The organism is Pseudonocardia sp. (genome assembly GCF_029263155.1).
Lineage (GTDB): Bacteria > Actinomycetota > Actinomycetes > Mycobacteriales > Pseudonocardiaceae > Pseudonocardia.
This window is the reverse complement of the sequence record NZ_JAJCYB010000046.1, coordinates 16,341-31,653: the sequence shown is the minus strand read 5'-3', so window position 1 is coordinate 31,653 and position 15,313 is coordinate 16,341. Positions and strand designations below refer to the sequence as shown.

Here is a 15,313-nt window from a genome sequence, read left to right as displayed (position 1 = left end):
CAGCGTCGGCGCCGCGTGCCGCGCCCGTTGTCGCCTCCGCCGCACCACCGGGCCGCTCGGGGCCGACGAGAGGAAGCGGCGCGTCGCCCGCCGCCGGACAGCCACCGTTCACCTCGCGGACATCCGTACCCGCGATGGTGACCGCGTGGACCTCCCCGCACTGCTCGCCGACCACTCCGCCCTGCGCGTCGACGACACCGACGACGACGATCCGGTACTGCTCGACCCGGACGGGGCGCACGTCGACACCTGGCGTGAGGGGTACCCCTACGACGAGCGAATGTCGCGTGCGGACTACGAGCGCACCAAGCGGCTGCTGCAGATCGAGCTGCTCAAGCTCCAGAACTGGGTCAAGGAGACCGGTGCGCGGGTCGTCATCCTGTTCGAGGGGCGCGACGCCGCGGGCAAGGGCGGCACGATCAAGCGCTTCATGGAGCATCTCAACCCGCGCGGCGCCCGGGTCGTCGCCCTGGAGAAGCCCAGCGAGCGCGAGTCGACGCAGTGGTACTTCCAGCGCTACATCGCCCACCTGCCCTCGGCGGGCGAGATCGTGCTGTTCGACCGCAGCTGGTACAACCGCGCGGGCGTCGAGCGCGTCATGGGCTTCGCGGAGGCGCGCGACTACATGGAGTTCATGCGCGAGGCCCCCGAGCTGGAGCGGATGTTCGTGCGCAGCGGGATCCACCTGGTCAAGCTGTGGTTCTCGGTGTCGCAGAACGAGCAGCGGACGCGGTTCAGGATCCGCCAGGTCGACCCGGTCCGGCAGTGGAAGCTCAGCCCGATGGACCTCGCGTCGCTCGACAAGTGGAGCGACTACACCGAGGCCAAGGAGGCGATGTTCTTCTACACCGACACCGCCGACGCGCCGTGGACGGTGATCAAGAGCAACGACAAGAAGCGCGCCCGGCTGGAGGCCATGCGCCACGTGCTCCGGCTGTTCGACTATCCGGACAAGGACCTCGACATCGCGACGGACCCGGACCCCCTGATCGTCGGGCCGGCCGCCGAGGTGTTCGAGTTCGGCGAGCAGCCCGGCCACTTCCCCGCCCTGGCCGGCCGCACGCGCAGGCCACCGCAGGCCTGATCCGAGGACGAGCCCCGTCGCCTCATCCGGTACCGCCGGACGGCGCAACACCGACCCCCGGGCGAGACGTGCGTCACCCGTTTGAACCATCGTCCTAATGGGTCGATTTCCGTCACGGACAGTCACATCGGGGTGGACTACATTCCGTGAACGGGCTACCGCGGGTCCGGCACGGCGGGACCGTCACCGTCGCGCGATCGCAGCGCCACGGCGGCGATGACGGCGGCGATGCCCAGCGCCTCGACCGTCCCGGGGACCTGGGCCAGCGCGACCAGGCCCACCACCGTGGCCGTGACGGGCAGCAGCGCCAGCAGCACGGCGAACCGGGCCTGCCCGACCCGGCGCAGCACGAGCTGGTCCAGCACATAGGGGACCACGGTCGAGAGCAGCCCGACCCCGACCGCGAGCACCAGCACGGCCGGGTCACCGAGCGCTCCGAGCCCGTCCGGGCCGCCGAGCAGCAGCAACGGGGAGAGCACCACCGCGGCCACGGCGAAGCCGACGGCCATGTCGTCGAGGCCGTTTCCCGCGGACGCCACCCGCTTGCCGAGCAGGATGTACGCGGCCCACATCGCCGCCGCCGCGAGCGCCCACAACACCCCCGAAGGGCTGCCCGACCAGCGCACATCCGCGATGAGCAGCACACCGAGGGCCGCCAGGACCACGGCGGCGACGTCGCGCGGGCGCCGCGAGGCCACCGCGGCGACGGCCACGGGGCCGCAGAACTCGATCGCCACGGCGGTACCCAGCGGGAGCCGGGCGATGGCCTCGTAGAACGCCAGGTTCATCAGCGCCGTGGCCAACCCGAAGACGACGGCCCGCGCCAACCGCGCGCCGCGCCACGCCGCGCGGCCCGGGCGGCGCCACGCCAGCAGCACCGCGGCCGCCCCGAGCAGCCTCAGCAGCGCGACCGCCGTGGGCGTCAACACATCGAACAGGCCCACCGCGAGCGCCGCACCGAGGTACATCGACAGCCCGCCGAGCACGAACAGCGCGGGCGCCGGCACCCGCTCGTGCACGACGGCCGTCACGACTTCGCACGGTAGTCGGCGCGTCGAAGGTGTTTACACGCGCCACCTTGCGATGTCACACGCGGCACCGCATCATTCACTCGTAGTCAACGAAGGTCCCACACAGGTCACCGGGGCGTCACCGCGCCGACGGTCACACGATCACTCACGGTCAAACGTGACGGTCGTCGCGACTCGCCCCGGGAACACGTGCGGGGGTGTGGAACGTCTGGGAGAGTGGGCGTCACCGCGCAAGCGGTCGTCCAGGAAGCGGTTCCGGGCCTACCGGAGCCGAGACGGAGGGAGACCGCCATGCAGCCAGGAACCCTGACCCGGCCCGAGTTGACCCTTGCCGACCGTTGCGACCGTTGTGGCGCGGCGGCGAAGGCTCGTGCCGTACTGCCGTCCGGCGGCGAACTGCTCTTCTGCGGGCACCACGCCCGCGCGCACGCCGACAAGCTCCGCGAACTCGAGGCGAGCGTGCAGACCGGCAGCTGAGCGGGGTCGGCCCGAACGCCGGCAACCCATCCGACAACCGTCCACGGGGCGGCACCCCCAGCGGGGTGCCGCCCCGTCGTCGTCCCCGGGACCCGTTCGCACCGACCGGCCGCCCGCGAGTCGGGGTCTGCGAACCCGCGAGTCGGGGTCTCGGAACCCGCGAGTCGGGGTCTCGGTGCGGCCCGCCCGGCCCGACTCGCGCACACCCAGGGCCCGACTCGCGCGCACCCGGAGCCCGACTCGCGGGGCGGGGTCAGCGCCAGGAGCGGAGGGTGGCGATGCGCTCCTCCAGCTGCTCCATGCTCGCCATCGCCGTCGGGGGCCCGCCGCAGAGCGTGCGCAGCTCGTTGTGGATCTTTCCGTGCGGCTTGTTCGTGCGGTGGTGGTGCAGCGCGACGAGCGTGTTGAGCTCCTTGCGCAGGGCGCCGAGGCGCTCCCGGACCGAGGTGGGCGCGGGCTCGGCGGGCGGCTCCGGCGGGGTGGGGACGGCGGGGGCTCGGCGGCCGGAGCGGCCGAGCCACTCGGACTGGCGCTGATTCAGCAGCGTGCGGACCTGGTCGGGATCGAGCAGGCCGGGCAGCCCCAGGTAGTCCTCCTCGTCGGCGGAGAACGACGTCCCCTCGTAGATCAGCTGGTCGAGCTCGGCGTTGGCCCCGAGCGCGGTGAACGCGGGCTCGTCCTCCCCCGGCTCGTCGGACTGGCGGTTCGCCGCCGCCAGCTCCTCGTCGTTCCACTGCTCGTCGCCGCGGTGCGGCGTGCCCAGGACGTGGTCGCGCTGGGCCTCCAGCTCGCTCGCCAGGCCCAGCAGGACCGGCACGCTGGGCACGAACACCGACGCCGTCTCCCCGGGCCGCCGCGACCGCACGAAGCGCCCGATGGCCTGGGCGAAGTACAGCGGTGTCGACGCGCTCGTGGCGTACACACCCACCGCGAGCCGCGGCACGTCGACGCCCTCGCTCACCATCCGGACCGCGACCATCCACCGGTCCTCGGACGCGGCGAACCGCGCGATCCGTTCCGAGGACCCGGGCTCGTCGGAGAGCACCACGACCGGGGCGGTACCCGTCACTTCGGTGAGGATCGTCGCGTAGGCGCGGGCCGCGGTCTGGTCCGAGGCGATGACGAGCCCGCCGGCGTCCGGCATGCCGCCCGCGCGGTGTCCGGTCAGGCGACGGTCGGCCGCGGCGAGCACCGCGGGCACCCACTCGCCGCCCGGGTCGAGCGCGGTGCGCCAGGCGCGGGCCGTGTGCTCGGCGGAGAGCGGTTCGCCCAGCCGGGCGGTCATCTCCTCCCCCGCGCTGGTCCGCCAACTCGACACCCCGGAGTAGGCGAGGAACACCACCGGCCGAACCACACCGTCGGCCAGCGCCTCCGCGTAGCCGTAGGAGTGGTCGGCGCGGCTGCGCAGGGCGCCGTCCGCGTCGGGCAGGTAGTCGACGAACGGGATCGGGTTGTCGTCGCTGCGGAACGGGGTGCCGGTGAGGGTGAGCCTGCGGGTGGCCGGGTCGAACGCCTCCTTGACCGCGTCCCCCCACGACCGGGCGTCGCCCGCGTGGTGCACCTCGTCGAGGACGACGAGCGTGCGCCGGTTCTCGGTGCGCATCCGGTGCAGCATCGGGTGCGCCGCGACGCCGGCGTAGGTGACCGCGATGCCCGTGTAGTCCGACGAGGTGCCGCCCGCCGAGTTGCGGAACTCCGGGTCCAGCGCGATCCCGGCGGCGGCCGCGGCCTGGCTCCACTGGTACTTCAGGTGCTCGGTGGGCGCCACGACGGTGAGGTTCGTGACGGTACGGTCGGCGAGCAGCTCCGCGGCCACCCGCAGCGCGAACGCGGTCTTCCCGGCGCCGGGCGTGGCGACCGCGAGGAAGTCCTGCGGACCCGCGGCGAGGTATCGGCTCAGCGCCTTGCGCTGCCAGGCACGCATCGGCCGCTGGGACACCGGCAGCTGCTGTTGGGCCTGCGACACACGACTCCCTCGCTCGACGACGGCTCGGCTGGATGGGGCTCGCCGGCCCGCGTCGTCGTGGACGGGGCCCGCCCCAGCGTAACGGGACGGGATCGCGCGATGCGCCGAGCCCGCGAGCGGCGGCCCGCACGCAGGTGGGACGCGCAGACACAGGGCGCTCGCGCACAGGTTCCCCGCTCGCGCACAGGTTGGAACCCGTGTGCGAGCCCGATGGGTGTGCGCGAGCGCCCCGTCCGACGCGCCGGGGCGCTCCGACTTGCTCCGGGGCCGCTGAGCCAACCATGCTGCGGGCGACAGGCGACACGGTGAGGGGAGATCGGGATGGCCGCGGATCAGGACGGGCCCGACGCCGACGTCGCGACCGGTCTGGACATGCTCCTCACCGACGGCGCGCTGGGCCCGCTACGCAGGATGCTGCCCGCGGCGGCCGGGCTGCGGTGGGCCGCGTCGCTGGCCGCCCGACCGGTGACCCTCACCCGCCGGGGCGTCGGTCTCGGCGTCGAGCTGGCCAAGATCGGTGCGGGCGTCTCCGAGGTCGGGCCGCACCCCAAGGACAAGCGCTACACCGACCCGGCGTGGACCGACAACCCCCTGCTGCGCCGTCTCGTGCAGGCCCACATCGCCGCCGGCGGGACCGCCACCGACCTCGTCGAGGACGCGGAACTGGACTGGGCCGACCACGAACGGGTGCAGTTCGCCGTCGGCAACATCGTCGACGCCCTCGCTCCGAGCAACACCCTGCTCAACCCGCTGGCCTGGAAGGCGGCCAGGGACACCCGCGGCGCCAGCGTCGTCCGCGGCGTGCGACGGCTGGTGAACGACCTGTCCACGGCGCCGCGGGTGCCGTCGATGGTCGAGCCCGACGCCTTCACCGTGGGCACCGACGTGGCCGCCACCCCCGGTGCCGTGGTCCTGCGCACGCCGGTGTTCGAGCTGATCCAGTACCTGCCGCAGACCGACCGCGTCCGCGAGGTGCCGCTGCTCGTCGTGCCGCCGACGATCAACAAGTACTACGTCGCCGACCTCGCGCCCGGCCGCAGCATCGTCGAGAACCTGGTGCGCGCCGGCCAGCAGGTGTTCCTCATGTCGTGGCGCAACCCCACGGCCGAGCACGCCGGGTGGAACCTCGACACCTACGGCCGGGCGATCCTCGAGGCGATGGACGCCTGCGAGACCATCACCCGCCGGCCGCGCACCGCCCTGATGGCGTTCTGCTCCGGCGGGATGATCACGTCGATGCTGCTGGGCCACCTGGCCGCCACCGGCGCGCAGGAGCGGGTGGCCTCGGTGACGTTCGCCGTCACCGTGCTCGACCAGGAGAAGGCCGGCACGACCGGCGCACTGCTCGACCCGGAGACCGCCCGCGCGGCCGTCGCCGCGTCGCAGAGGCAGGGCTACCTGGACGGCCGCACGCTCGCCGAGGTGTTCGCGTGGCTGCGCCCCAACGACCTGATCTGGTCCTACTGGGTCAACAACTACCTCACCGGCCGCGCGCCGAAGGCGTTCGACATCCTGTTCTGGAACGCCGACACCACCCGCATGACGGCCGGCCTGCACCGCGACTTCATCGACATCGCGATGAGCAACGCCCTGGTCACGCCGGGGGCCGCGACGATGCTGGGCACGCCGGTGGACCTGTCGAAGGTCGACCGCGACACCTACGTCATCGCCGGGATCGCCGACCACCTGTGCGCCTGGCAGTCCTGCTACCGCACCACGCAGCTGCTCGGCGGCACGAGCCGCTTCGTGCTCTCGACGAGCGGGCACATCGCGTCCATGGTCAACCCGCCGGGCAACCCGAAGGCGAGTTTCCGGGTGGCGACCGACACGCCCGCCGACGCCGAGGCGTGGCTCGCGGCCGCCGACACCGAGAAGGGCTCGTGGTGGCCCGACCACGCGGCCTGGCTCGCCGCCCGCAGCGGCCCCGAATGCGACGCCCCGGCCGAGCTGGGCGGGCGCGGCATGCCCGCGATCGTCCCGGCCCCCGGCGACTACATCCTGGAGACCTGATGGGAACCGCCGTGACCGACGACGTCTTCGAGGTCACCATCCGTGGTCGCAGGTTGCGCGTGTCGGTCCGGCGGGCCGTCGGCGACACCCGCGTCCCGCTGCTGCTGATGAACGGCATCGGCGCGAGCCTGGAGCTGTTGCAGCCCTTCGTCGACGAGCTGTCACCGGAGATCGAGGTGATCCGCTTCGACGTGCCCGGCATCGGCGGCTCCCCCATGCCGATGCTGCCCTACCACATGTCGACGTTCGCGCCGCTCGTCGGAACGCTGGTGGAGCGCCTGGGCTACGGCGAGGTCGACGTCATGGGCTTCTCCTGGGGCGGCGGGCTCGCGCAACAGTTCGCGGCGGTGCAGCGCCGCCGGTGCCGCAGGCTCGTGCTCGCCGCCACGGGTACCGGATCGTTGATGGTGCCGGGCCGCCCGGCCGTGCTGGCCAAGATGCTGACGCCGCGCCGGCACCGCGACCCGGAGTACGCGCGCCAGATCGCCGGTGAGATCTACGGCGGCACCATGCGCACCCATCCGGAGAAGGCGTCGGAGGTGCTGCACACCTACACGCGCAAGGGCCCCAAGCGGGGTTACTACTACCAGCTCCTGGCGGGCGCGGGCTGGAGCAGTCTGCCCGGGCTGCCGCTGATCCGCCAGCCCACGCTCATCGTGGCCGGTGACGACGACCCGATCGTCCCGGTGGTGAACGCCCGCATCATGCACCGGGGCATCCCCAACTCCACGCTGCACGTGTACGCGGGCGGGCACCTCGCGCTGCTCACCGAGGCGGACGAGCTGGCCCCGGTGATCGACGAGTTCCTCGCGCAGCCCTGACGGGCGGGTCAGCCGGAGGCCGGGGGGCGGGCGACGGCGAGGCGGTAGGACGTGGTGCGGGTCGTGTCCAGCGTGGCGAGTTCGACCAGCTCCAGATCGGCGTCCTGGACGACCCGGCGGAACTCGTCCTCGTAGGTGACCCGCCCGAAGTCGATCGTGACGACGTGGCGGAGCATCGGTTTGACCCGCTCGCGCAGCGCCGAGCGGCGGTGGTGGAAGGTCTGGGTCAGGTAGAGGTGCCCGCCGGGGGCGAGCAGCCCGGACACGTGCCGCAGCGCAGCCGCCGGGTCCGGGAGCAGCATGAGGCTGGCACTGAAGTAGGCCGCGTCGTACGGGCCGCCGCGGTGGTCGTACACCGATTCCAGCAGCGGCGTGACGTGCGCGCCGAGATCGGCGCGCGCGATCTCCTCGACGCACCGCGCGTGGTAGTCGCGGTCGATGTCCAGGCCCGTGAACTGCAGGTTCTTGGCCCGCACCTGCTCGGCGCAGCGGGCGAGCGAGGTGCCGGTGCCGACGCCGACGTCCAGCACGGCCGCGCCGTAGGGCAGGCGGTCCAGCACCGCGCGGTACCAGCCCGTGGTCAGGCCGGTGATGGCTCGGTCGTAGACCCAGCCACGGACCGAGCCCCGCGCAGGCACGGCGCTCAGTCGTCCCCGCCGGGACGCAGGCCCTCGAAGATCTTCTTGCAGTCCGGGCAGACCGGGGAGCCCGGCTTGGGCGACCGCGTGACGGGGAACTTCTCGCCGCACAGCGCCTGGACCATGTTGCCCAGCACCGCGCTCTCGGCGATCTTGTTCTTCTTCACGTAGTGGAACATCTTGGGCTCGTCGTTGCCCGTGCTGTCGGTGCCCTCCGGGCGGGTCTCGACGTCGGGCAGAACCTGGGTCGCCATGTCGTCCATGATGCCCCACGTGTCCCCTTCCGTCTCCCCGTCCCCCGATGCCGTCGCCTCCCCCGAGGTACGCGCGGCGCTGGCCGCGGGCCGGGCCGTCGTCGCGCTGGAGAGCACCCTGCTCGCCCACGGCCTGCCGGCACCGCAGAACCGCGTGGCCGCCGACGAGCTGGAGGCCGCCGTCCGCGCCCACGGAGCCGTGCCGGCCACCGTGGCGGTGCTCGACGGGGTGCCGCGGGTGGGGCTCTCGGCCGCCGAGCTGGACCGGGTCTGCGCGGGCGATCTGGTCAAGCTCTCGGTGCGCGACCTGGGACCGGCCGCCGGCCTGGGCCGCGACGGGGCCACGACGGTGGCGGCCACGGCGGCGCTCGCGGCGGCGGCCGGGGTGGCCCTGTTCGCCACCGGCGGGCTGGGCGGGGTGCACCGCGGCGCCCGCGACACCTGGGACGTCTCCGCCGACCTCGCCGCGCTGGCCCGTACGGGCGTGCTCGTGGTCTGTTCCGGGGTCAAGTCGATCCTCGACGTCCCGGCGACGCTGGAGGTGCTCGAGTCCGGGTCGGTACCCGTACTCGGGTACGGGACGGACGCCTTCCCCGGGTTCTACCGGCGCGACTCCGGGCACCCGGTGCCGTGGCGGGTCGACTCCCCCGCCGAGGTCGCCGCGGTGTGGCGGGCGCACCGCGCGCTCTCGCCCGGGGTGGGTGCCGTGCTGGCCCAGCCCGTCCCGGCGGCCGACGAGCTCGACGCCGCGGTGCACGACCGGCTGCTGGCCGAGGGCCTCGCCGAGCTGGCCCGTCGCGGCGTCACCGGCAAGGACGTCACCCCGGCCCTGCTGGAGCACTTCCACGCGGGCAGCGGCGGCGCGAGCCTGCGCGCCAACCTGGCGCTGGTGCGGGCCAACGCCGGGCTGGCCGCGCGGGTGGCCGTGGCGCTGGCCGGATGAGGGCCGCCGGATGAGGGTGGCCGTGGTCGGCGATGTCGGCGTCGACGTGCTGGTGACGCCGTCGGCGCCCGCCGTGCCGGGTGCCGACGTCGCGGCCCGCATCCGTACGGTCGCCGGCGGCGCCGGGGCCAACACGGCGGCCTGGCTCGCGCATCTGGGCGTGGAGGTGACGCTCGTGGCCCGGATCGGCGACGACCCGGCAGGTCGCGCGGCCGCGTCCGACCTGCCGGGTGTGGATCTGGCCCTGGCCGTCGACCCGGACGCGCCGACGTGCACGGTGGTGGTGCTCGACGGCGACCGGACGATGCTGTCCGACCGGGGTGCCGCCGCCCGGCTCTCACCCGCCGACCTGCCCGCTCTCGCGGGCTTCGACCACCTGCACCTGTCCGGCTACGTGCTGCTCGACCCGTCGTCGCGGCCGGCCGGGTTGGCCGCGCTCGCCGCGGCGCGGGCGGCCGGTCTCACCACGTCGGTGGACCCGCAGGCCGCTCCCGCCCTCACCCCGGGGTTCCTGGGCTGGGTGCGCGGGGTCGACCTGCTGTTGCCCAACGCCGACGAGCTGGCCGCGCTCGGCCCGGGAGCGCGCTCCGCGGTCACGGCGGTGGCCGCCACGGACGGGCCCCGCGGCGCGAGCTGGACCGACGCGGGCGGCAGGTGGAGCGTGCCGGCCGCGGCCACCACGGTGCGCGACCCCACCGGCGCGGGCGACGCGTTCGACGCCGGCCTGCTGCGGGCGTGGCTGGCGGGCGCCGCGCCGGATGCGGCGCTGCGGGCCGGGTGCCGGGCGGCGGCGCTGGCCGTGGCCCGCCCCGGCGCCCGCCCGCCGCGCCCCTGCTGACCCTCCGGGCCGCGGTTACGACGCCAGCAGGCCCAGGTCCACCAGCACCACCGCGCTCATGTTGGGCGTGCGGCTGCAGGTCGGCTGTACCTGTGGCCCGCCCGAGTAGTGCCGGCGCAGCACCTCGGAGAACGCGACGGCACCGATCCCCGGCGGCTGCTCCCCCAGCAGCCGCACCGCCACCGCCAGCTCGTCACGCGTGAGCTCCGCCCGCCACAGCCGCTGGCTGACGACCAGCGCGTCGCCCGCGGCCTCGACGCGCAACGTCGACGACCCGGCGAGCGGACGCACCGCACGGCCGCCGCGGTAGCGCTCCTGGACCGCGGTCCAGTCGATCCCCGCCGTCCCGGTACCGGTCATTCCAGGAACCCGAGGTCCTTGAGCACGTGCGCCGCGGACGTCGCGCGGGCGTCGACCACCAGCGCCCGGTACTCCTCGACGAAGAGCCCCGCGTGCCGGCTCATCGCGTCGGACTCGATCAGGTCTGCGGCCTTCTCCAGGTGCTCGCGGGCGAGCGTGTCGCGCCACAGCGAGTTGCGGATGTGCACCCCCGCGTCGTCGACGCCGGTGATCTGCAGGGTCTTCCCGCCCGCCACGGTCGGGATCGTCGTGCCTCCCGCGTAGCGGTCCATGACCTTCGTCCAGTCCAGTGGCACCTCAGCGCCTTCCGTCGGGGTCCGGCGCGGGCGCCAGACCGGGCCTGACCAGCTCGCCCACGTAGGTGAGCATCGCCTCGTGCCGGAGCTCCGCCGTCGGCTCGTCACAGCCGATGACCGCCGCGAGGTCCTCGACGTCACCGCCGCGCAGGCACATGACGACGAGTGCGTCGCGGTGCTCGAGCGGCAGCGCGACCAGCAGGTCCCGCAGCTCCTCCCAGCCGCACACGGCGGCGAGCTCGCCGGCGTCGGCCTCGGCGATCCGGGCCTCGGCCAGCCGCGCGATCCGCCCCGAGTACGGCAGGCCGAAGTACCGGAACACCGCAGGCCGCGCGACCATCCCGGCCACGACCTGCACGCTCACCTGCTCGGCCAGCGCCGGCTCGGCGAGGCGGTGCGCGCAGGTGTAGCGCACCGCCTCGAAGGTCACCCGGACCCGGTCGAGCCACTCGGCGAACTCCCGGGCGACCTGCGCCTCGACCGTGTCCGGCATGGCGTCAGAGCCTCGCGAGCACGGCCTCGGCGGAGCTGACCTCGTGCTCGACGAACGTCGACTCCACCTCCAGCGAGGTGATCACGCCGTCACGCAGGATCGCGGCGTAGCGCTCGGAGCGGGTGCCCAGGCCGAACGAGCTCGCGTCGGTGGCCATACCCATCGCCGTCGCGAACGCGGCGTCCGGGTCGGCGATCATGAGGAACTCCGCTCCCGCGTCCTCCGAGCGACCCCACGCGCCCATCACGAACGCGTCGTTGACGGAGACGACCGCGATCCGGTCGACCCCCTTGTTCCTGAGCTGCTCGGCGGCGAGCACGAATCCGGGCAGGTGGAAGTCGCTGCAGACGGGGGTGAAGGCGCCGGGCACGCCGATCAGCACGACGGTGCCCGAGCCCAGCAGCTCGGCGGAACTCGCCGGGCCGGGGCCGTCCGCGGTGGTGACCATCACGGTGGTGTCGGGGACCTTGTCTCCGATGGCGGGCATGGCTCTCTCTCCTGGTGGAAGGAACGGGACAGGGGCGGCCGACCGGCCTCGCCGACGACCGGCCGCCCAGGGGCCGGTCAGGGGGTCGGGACGACCGTCTTGACCATCATCGAGATGTGGTCGGCCTGCACGGCGGAGACGTCCTTGGAGATCGGGGCGTCGCCGCGGATCGCCTCGTGCGGGATGACCACCCAGCACGCGCAGCCCCAGATGCACTCGCCCGCCATGCCGTCGAAGCGGATGGACTGCTCGGACAGGATGACGCCGAGGTCGAGCAGCCAGGAGTGCATCATCAGCTTCTCGTCCCACGACTCGATCGCGTCGTAGGCGTCGCGGGCGGCGTAGAAGGCCGTGAAGTCGGTCTTCGCCACGCCCGGGATGATGATGTTGGAGTACGCCGTGAGCTCGTCGAAGAACTCCCCGACCGAGGTGTTGACGGTGCCGTCGTCGCCATCGAGCACGAAGGTCTGCAGGGTGTCGCGGAGCTTGGTCTCCAGCCCCTCGTTCCACAGCTCGCGCGGGGCCACGGTGTGCGCCTCGACGTAGTCGGTCTTGAAGCCCTCCTTGAGCCCCGACCACTGCGGGATGTAGCCGATCCACTTGTTGACGACCTCGCGCCACTTGCTGCGCGGCTCGCCGGGCAGCACCTCCACGCCCGGGTGGGTGTACTTGGCGACGTCGAAGACCGTCCAGGTGCGGTCGCCGGAGATGTTGCGCTCGTGCGGGGCCCCGGTGAAGCCCATCGGGCGCAGCATCTTGAACAGCAGGCGGCCGTAGTCCTGCACGACGAAGCGCATGAACGAGTCGTTGACGAACTTGCGGGTGACGCCCTTGCGCAGCGCGTCGCGGATCGCCGGCTTGCCGGTCTGGGTGTAGGAGCCCAGGCGCTGCCAGGAGTGCTCCTGGGGCAGCGCGAGGAAGCCGCCGGTGAACGGGTTCTTGTAGAGGTCGCCCCACACGGCCATGACGCCCTGGTTCTTGGCGTCGTCGAGCATGCAGTCGATCTCGTTCATGGTCGGGTAGAGCGCGGCGTCGCCGCCGACGTGGGCCTCGTCGCCGGAGAACGGCATGGCCGCCACGCCGACGACGGGCAGGCGGCGCCCGAGCTTGATGTTGGACAGGTGCCGTGCGAGGTCGACGACCATGCCCGAGCCGGTGCCGCCCGACATCGAGAAGAACACCAGCACGAGCGAGGGCAGCTTGGTCTGGTTGATGCTCGCGACGAAGTCGTCGAGCTCGCGCTCCAGGGACTTGTCCTCGCCGTAGTAGTAGTGCCCGTACACGGCCTTGGAGATCGCGCGCGGGATCGAGTCGCCCGCCTTGGGCAGCTGGGTGTCACCGGGCAGCCACGGCTCGTAGTTCGGGTTCCAGTAGTACCGGGGGTACTCCATCTTCAGGTACTCGCGCCAGCGGTTGAGGCTGGTCATGAGGTCCTTCTTCTCCGGCATGTCCAGCGAGACCGTGCGGACCTGGGCCCGATCGGTCGGGATGCCGCGCTCGGCGAGCCGCTGGTCGAACCCGCCCATGTACTCCTTGAGCTCGTGCTGGTCCTGGTCGCCGATGTCGATCGACAGGCCGGTGAACCGGGCGCGCGGGTCCTCCAGCATGTCCTCGATCTCACCGGTGCGCAGCAGCGCCTCGACCATGTAGGCGCCGGTCTTGCCGATGCCGATCGCGTGGATGCAGTGCGGCGACTGCGCGCCGGTCGCACTGTGGTACATGGACAGTCCCATTGGTGTTCCTCCTGTTTTCGGGCGTGCGGCAGCGCGGTACGTCCCGGGACGTGCGGACGGGTCAGTCGAGGTAGCCGAGGTCCTTGAGGATCGTGGCTGCGGTCGTCGGTCGCTCGTCGGCGATGTAGGTGCGGTAGTGGTCGATCACGTCGCCGTAGTTGCGGGTCATCCGGCCCTCGTCGAGCAGCGTCATCGCCTTCTCGAGGTACGCCCGGGTGATCTTGTCCTGCCAGAGGCGGTGCGAGACGTAGATGTAGCCGTCGTCGGCGCCGGTGACCTTGAGCGTGCGCGCCCCCGGCATCGACGGGAGCTCGGCGCCGTCGCGGTAGCGCTCCACGACGGCGGCCCAGTCGGTGGCCATCAGATCCCGCCGCTCATCCGGAGGCCGCCACGCCGGCCCCGGACCTGGCGATCGCCGCGACCTCGGGCTCGGTGACCGGAGACTCGATCGCCTCGCCCCGGATCGCGGCGTGCGGGACGACGACCCAGCAGGCACAGCCCCAGATGCACTCCCCACCCATGCCGTCGAACCGGATGGAGGGCTCGCAGAGCAGCACGCCGAGATCGAGGATCCAGGAGTGCAACAGCAGCTTGTCGTCCCACTCCAGCGGGTCGTAGAGGTCACGGGACGGGACGAACGCCGCCAGGTCCAGCTTGGTGGCGCGCGGCAGGACGACGCTGACGAAGCCGGCGCCCGGCGCGGTCTTGACCACCGGTGCGACCCGGGTGGCCGCGACCTCGGGGATCGCCGCGCCGACGGCCTTCGCCGCGGCCGTGGCCTCCTTGCCCGAACCGAACACGCGTGCCTCGGCGTACTCGGTGGAGAAACCCTTGGTCAGGCCCAGGTCGCCCAGCGACCCCGCGTCGTCGAGGCCGGTGACGGTCAGGACGTTGATCCACTTGTCGCTCTGCTCCCCGCGGATCGCCGGGTGCCACTGGTCGCCGGGCACGGCGAGCCAGTTCAGCGCCTTGAGCGACTCGTAGAGGTCCTTCCCGCCACCTGCGGACAGGAACTTCCCGATCCCGGGGGCGACGTCACGGCCCTCGGGCTGGGGCACCGAGAAGAATCCGCCGGTGAACGGGTTCTTGTACAGGTCGCCCCACACGGCCATGACGCCCTGGTTCTTCGAGCTGTCGATCATGCAGTCCAGCTCGTTGATCACCGGGAAGAACCCGGCCGACGGCTCGGTCGGGGTGATGCCGACGCCCACCACCCAGGGGCGGCGCCCCAGCTTGATCGACGACAGGTGTCGGGCCAGGTCCACGACGATGCCGCTGGCGGAGCTGTCGCCGAGCGAGAACGGGATCACCACCACCGGCGTCTTGTCGCTGGCGAGCACGCCCGCGGCGAACGCCTCCATCGCCTGCGTGATCTCCCCGTTCTGGTAGTACTCGCAGTTGTAGATCGCCTTGGCGATCGCGCGGGGCACCGGCTCGCCCGGGCCGGGCAGGGCCAGGTCACCGGGCAGCCACGGCTCGTAGTTCGGGTTCCAGTAGTAGCGCGGGTACTCCATCTTGAGGAACTCGCGGTAGCGGTTGAGCGAGGCCGACAATCCGGCCCGGCTCGGGATGGGCAGGTCCACCGTGGCGACGGCGGACGAGCCGCCCGCCGCGGCGCGGACGGCGGCGAGCGGCTCGTCGCCGATGTTCACCGCCAGCGCGGTGAAGCCGTCCGGGGCGTCGGCGAGGATCTCGGCGACGACCGCCGCACCGGCCGCGCCCAGGCCCAGCACGTGCAGCGAGAACGGACCCTCGTGATCGCCCGCGTGGTGGACGTTCTCCTTGCTCAGTGCCTCGATGCGGGCCAGCGTGGTGTCGTGGCCGTTGTCGTCGTGTCCGTGCCCGTGGCCGTGGTCGTCTGACATCTGGGATTGCACCTCTC

General features: G+C 72.7%; 17 protein-coding genes. 6 read left to right on the top strand and 11 right to left on the bottom strand.

Features of this window, described 5'->3' with window-relative positions:
* Positions 1 to 145: 145 nt before the first annotated feature.
* Entirely contained in the window at positions 146 to 1,084 is a 939-nt protein-coding gene (ppk2, locus tag Q1K26_RS09195) for a polyphosphate kinase 2 (RefSeq protein ID WP_300009168.1), read from the top strand.
* 155 nt (positions 1,085 to 1,239) lie between these two features.
* Here the strand turns inward: ppk2 and Q1K26_RS09190 are convergent, their stop codons facing one another.
* The gene (locus Q1K26_RS09190; RefSeq protein ID WP_300009267.1) at positions 1,240 to 2,052 is read right to left on the bottom strand and encodes an EamA family transporter; all 813 of its coding nucleotides are present in this window, start codon (positions 2,050 to 2,052) and stop codon (positions 1,240 to 1,242) included.
* A gap of 354 nt (positions 2,053 to 2,406) precedes the next feature.
* Here Q1K26_RS09190 and Q1K26_RS09185 point away from each other — a divergent pair, with 354 nt between their 5' ends.
* Complete coding sequence (locus Q1K26_RS09185; RefSeq protein ID WP_300009167.1) at positions 2,407 to 2,592, top strand: hypothetical protein; 186 nt, start codon at positions 2,407 to 2,409, stop codon at positions 2,590 to 2,592.
* 253 nt (positions 2,593 to 2,845) lie between these two features.
* On the opposite strand, the gene Q1K26_RS09180 is transcribed toward Q1K26_RS09185, so the two are convergent.
* The gene (locus tag Q1K26_RS09180; protein WP_300009265.1) at positions 2,846 to 4,516 is read right to left on the bottom strand and encodes a DEAD/DEAH box helicase; all 1,671 of its coding nucleotides are present in this window, start codon (positions 4,514 to 4,516) and stop codon (positions 2,846 to 2,848) included.
* A 363-nt stretch (positions 4,517 to 4,879) separates the two neighbouring features.
* On the opposite strand from Q1K26_RS09180, the gene Q1K26_RS09175 reads away from it, so the two are divergent.
* Both Q1K26_RS09175 and phaZ read left to right on the top strand, forming a co-directional pair.
* Entirely contained in the window at positions 4,880 to 6,568 is a 1,689-nt protein-coding gene (locus Q1K26_RS09175) for an alpha/beta fold hydrolase (protein ID WP_300009166.1), read from the top strand.
* Positions 6,568 to 7,389 carry a poly(3-hydroxyalkanoate) depolymerase gene (phaZ, locus tag Q1K26_RS09170; RefSeq protein WP_300009165.1) on the top strand — a complete coding sequence of 274 codons (822 nt, stop codon included), beginning with the start codon at positions 6,568 to 6,570 and terminating at the stop codon, positions 7,387 to 7,389. Before Q1K26_RS09175 ends, phaZ begins: the two co-directional genes overlap by 1 nt.
* Before the next feature lie 8 nt (positions 7,390 to 7,397).
* Here phaZ and Q1K26_RS09165 read toward each other — a convergent pair whose 3' ends face one another.
* Positions 7,398 to 8,027: a class I SAM-dependent methyltransferase gene (locus tag Q1K26_RS09165; protein ID WP_300009164.1), complete on the bottom strand. Its 630-nt coding sequence runs from the start codon at positions 8,025 to 8,027 to the stop codon at positions 7,398 to 7,400.
* Positions 8,028 to 8,032: 5 nt separating this feature from the next.
* Positions 8,033 to 8,281 (bottom strand): DUF3039 domain-containing protein, encoded by a 249-nt coding sequence (locus tag Q1K26_RS09160; protein ID WP_300009163.1) that lies wholly within the window; start codon positions 8,279 to 8,281, stop codon positions 8,033 to 8,035.
* Between the two features lie 10 nt (positions 8,282 to 8,291).
* On the opposite strand from Q1K26_RS09160, the gene Q1K26_RS09155 reads away from it, so the two are divergent.
* Positions 8,292 to 9,224, top strand: a complete 933-nt coding sequence (locus Q1K26_RS09155; protein WP_300009263.1) for a pseudouridine-5'-phosphate glycosidase — start codon at positions 8,292 to 8,294, stop codon at positions 9,222 to 9,224.
* 10 nt (positions 9,225 to 9,234) lie between these two features.
* Positions 9,235 to 10,062 carry a PfkB family carbohydrate kinase gene (locus Q1K26_RS09150; protein WP_300009162.1) on the top strand — a complete coding sequence of 276 codons (828 nt, stop codon included), beginning with the start codon at positions 9,235 to 9,237 and terminating at the stop codon, positions 10,060 to 10,062.
* Between the two features lie 15 nt (positions 10,063 to 10,077).
* Here the strand turns inward: Q1K26_RS09150 and Q1K26_RS09145 are convergent, their stop codons facing one another.
* The 7 genes from Q1K26_RS09145 to Q1K26_RS09115 all read right to left on the bottom strand — a co-directional run bounded on the left by Q1K26_RS09145 (position 10,078) and on the right by Q1K26_RS09115 (position 15,296).
* Entirely contained in the window at positions 10,078 to 10,422 is a 345-nt protein-coding gene (locus Q1K26_RS09145; protein WP_300009161.1) for a hypothetical protein, read from the bottom strand.
* Positions 10,419 to 10,718, bottom strand: coding sequence for a hypothetical protein (locus tag Q1K26_RS09140; RefSeq protein WP_300009160.1), 300 nt, complete (start codon positions 10,716 to 10,718; stop codon positions 10,419 to 10,421). Before Q1K26_RS09140 ends, Q1K26_RS09145 begins: the two co-directional genes overlap by 4 nt.
* Before the next feature lies 1 nt (position 10,719).
* Positions 10,720 to 11,211, bottom strand: coding sequence for a hypothetical protein (locus Q1K26_RS09135; RefSeq protein ID WP_300009159.1), 492 nt, complete (start codon positions 11,209 to 11,211; stop codon positions 10,720 to 10,722).
* A 4-nt stretch (positions 11,212 to 11,215) separates the two neighbouring features.
* Positions 11,216 to 11,698, bottom strand: coding sequence for a peroxiredoxin (locus Q1K26_RS09130; RefSeq protein WP_300009158.1), 483 nt, complete (start codon positions 11,696 to 11,698; stop codon positions 11,216 to 11,218).
* Positions 11,699 to 11,775: 77 nt separating this feature from the next.
* Positions 11,776 to 13,419 carry a tubulin-like doman-containing protein gene (locus tag Q1K26_RS09125; protein WP_300009157.1) on the bottom strand — a complete coding sequence of 548 codons (1,644 nt, stop codon included), beginning with the start codon at positions 13,417 to 13,419 and terminating at the stop codon, positions 11,776 to 11,778.
* A gap of 73 nt (positions 13,420 to 13,492) precedes the next feature.
* The gene (locus tag Q1K26_RS09120; RefSeq protein ID WP_300009156.1) at positions 13,493 to 13,792 is read right to left on the bottom strand and encodes a hypothetical protein; all 300 of its coding nucleotides are present in this window, start codon (positions 13,790 to 13,792) and stop codon (positions 13,493 to 13,495) included.
* 13 nt (positions 13,793 to 13,805) lie between these two features.
* Positions 13,806 to 15,296, bottom strand: a complete 1,491-nt coding sequence (locus Q1K26_RS09115) for a hypothetical protein (protein ID WP_300009155.1) — start codon at positions 15,294 to 15,296, stop codon at positions 13,806 to 13,808.
* Positions 15,297 to 15,313: the final 17 nt, after the last annotated feature.

Excerpts from the sequence above, each read along its gene's own strand:
- Q1K26_RS09190 (WP_300009267.1), bottom strand. The coding sequence starts at position 2,052 with ATGTACCTCGGTGCGGCGCTCGCGGTGGGCCTGTTCGATGTGTTGACG.
- Q1K26_RS09185 (WP_300009167.1), top strand. The coding sequence starts at position 2,407 with ATGCAGCCAGGAACCCTGACCCGGCCCGAGTTGACCCTTGCCGACCGT.
- Q1K26_RS09180 (WP_300009265.1), bottom strand. The coding sequence starts at position 4,516 with ATGCGTGCCTGGCAGCGCAAGGCGCTGAGCCGATACCTCGCCGCGGGT.
- Q1K26_RS09175 (WP_300009166.1), top strand. The coding sequence starts at position 4,880 with ATGGCCGCGGATCAGGACGGGCCCGACGCCGACGTCGCGACCGGTCTG.
- phaZ (WP_300009165.1), top strand. The coding sequence starts at position 6,568 with ATGGGAACCGCCGTGACCGACGACGTCTTCGAGGTCACCATCCGTGGT.
- Q1K26_RS09160 (WP_300009163.1), bottom strand. The coding sequence starts at position 8,281 with ATGGCGACCCAGGTTCTGCCCGACGTCGAGACCCGCCCGGAGGGCACC.
- Q1K26_RS09155 (WP_300009263.1), top strand. The coding sequence starts at position 8,292 with ATGCCCCACGTGTCCCCTTCCGTCTCCCCGTCCCCCGATGCCGTCGCC.
- Q1K26_RS09150 (WP_300009162.1), top strand. The coding sequence starts at position 9,235 with ATGAGGGTGGCCGTGGTCGGCGATGTCGGCGTCGACGTGCTGGTGACG.
- Q1K26_RS09145 (WP_300009161.1), bottom strand. The coding sequence starts at position 10,422 with ATGACCGGTACCGGGACGGCGGGGATCGACTGGACCGCGGTCCAGGAG.
- Q1K26_RS09135 (WP_300009159.1), bottom strand. The coding sequence starts at position 11,211 with ATGCCGGACACGGTCGAGGCGCAGGTCGCCCGGGAGTTCGCCGAGTGG.
- Q1K26_RS09130 (WP_300009158.1), bottom strand. The coding sequence starts at position 11,698 with ATGCCCGCCATCGGAGACAAGGTCCCCGACACCACCGTGATGGTCACC.
- Q1K26_RS09125 (WP_300009157.1), bottom strand. The coding sequence starts at position 13,419 with ATGTACCACAGTGCGACCGGCGCGCAGTCGCCGCACTGCATCCACGCG.
- Q1K26_RS09120 (WP_300009156.1), bottom strand. The coding sequence starts at position 13,792 with ATGGCCACCGACTGGGCCGCCGTCGTGGAGCGCTACCGCGACGGCGCC.
- Q1K26_RS09115 (WP_300009155.1), bottom strand. The coding sequence starts at position 15,296 with ATGTCAGACGACCACGGCCACGGGCACGGACACGACGACAACGGCCAC.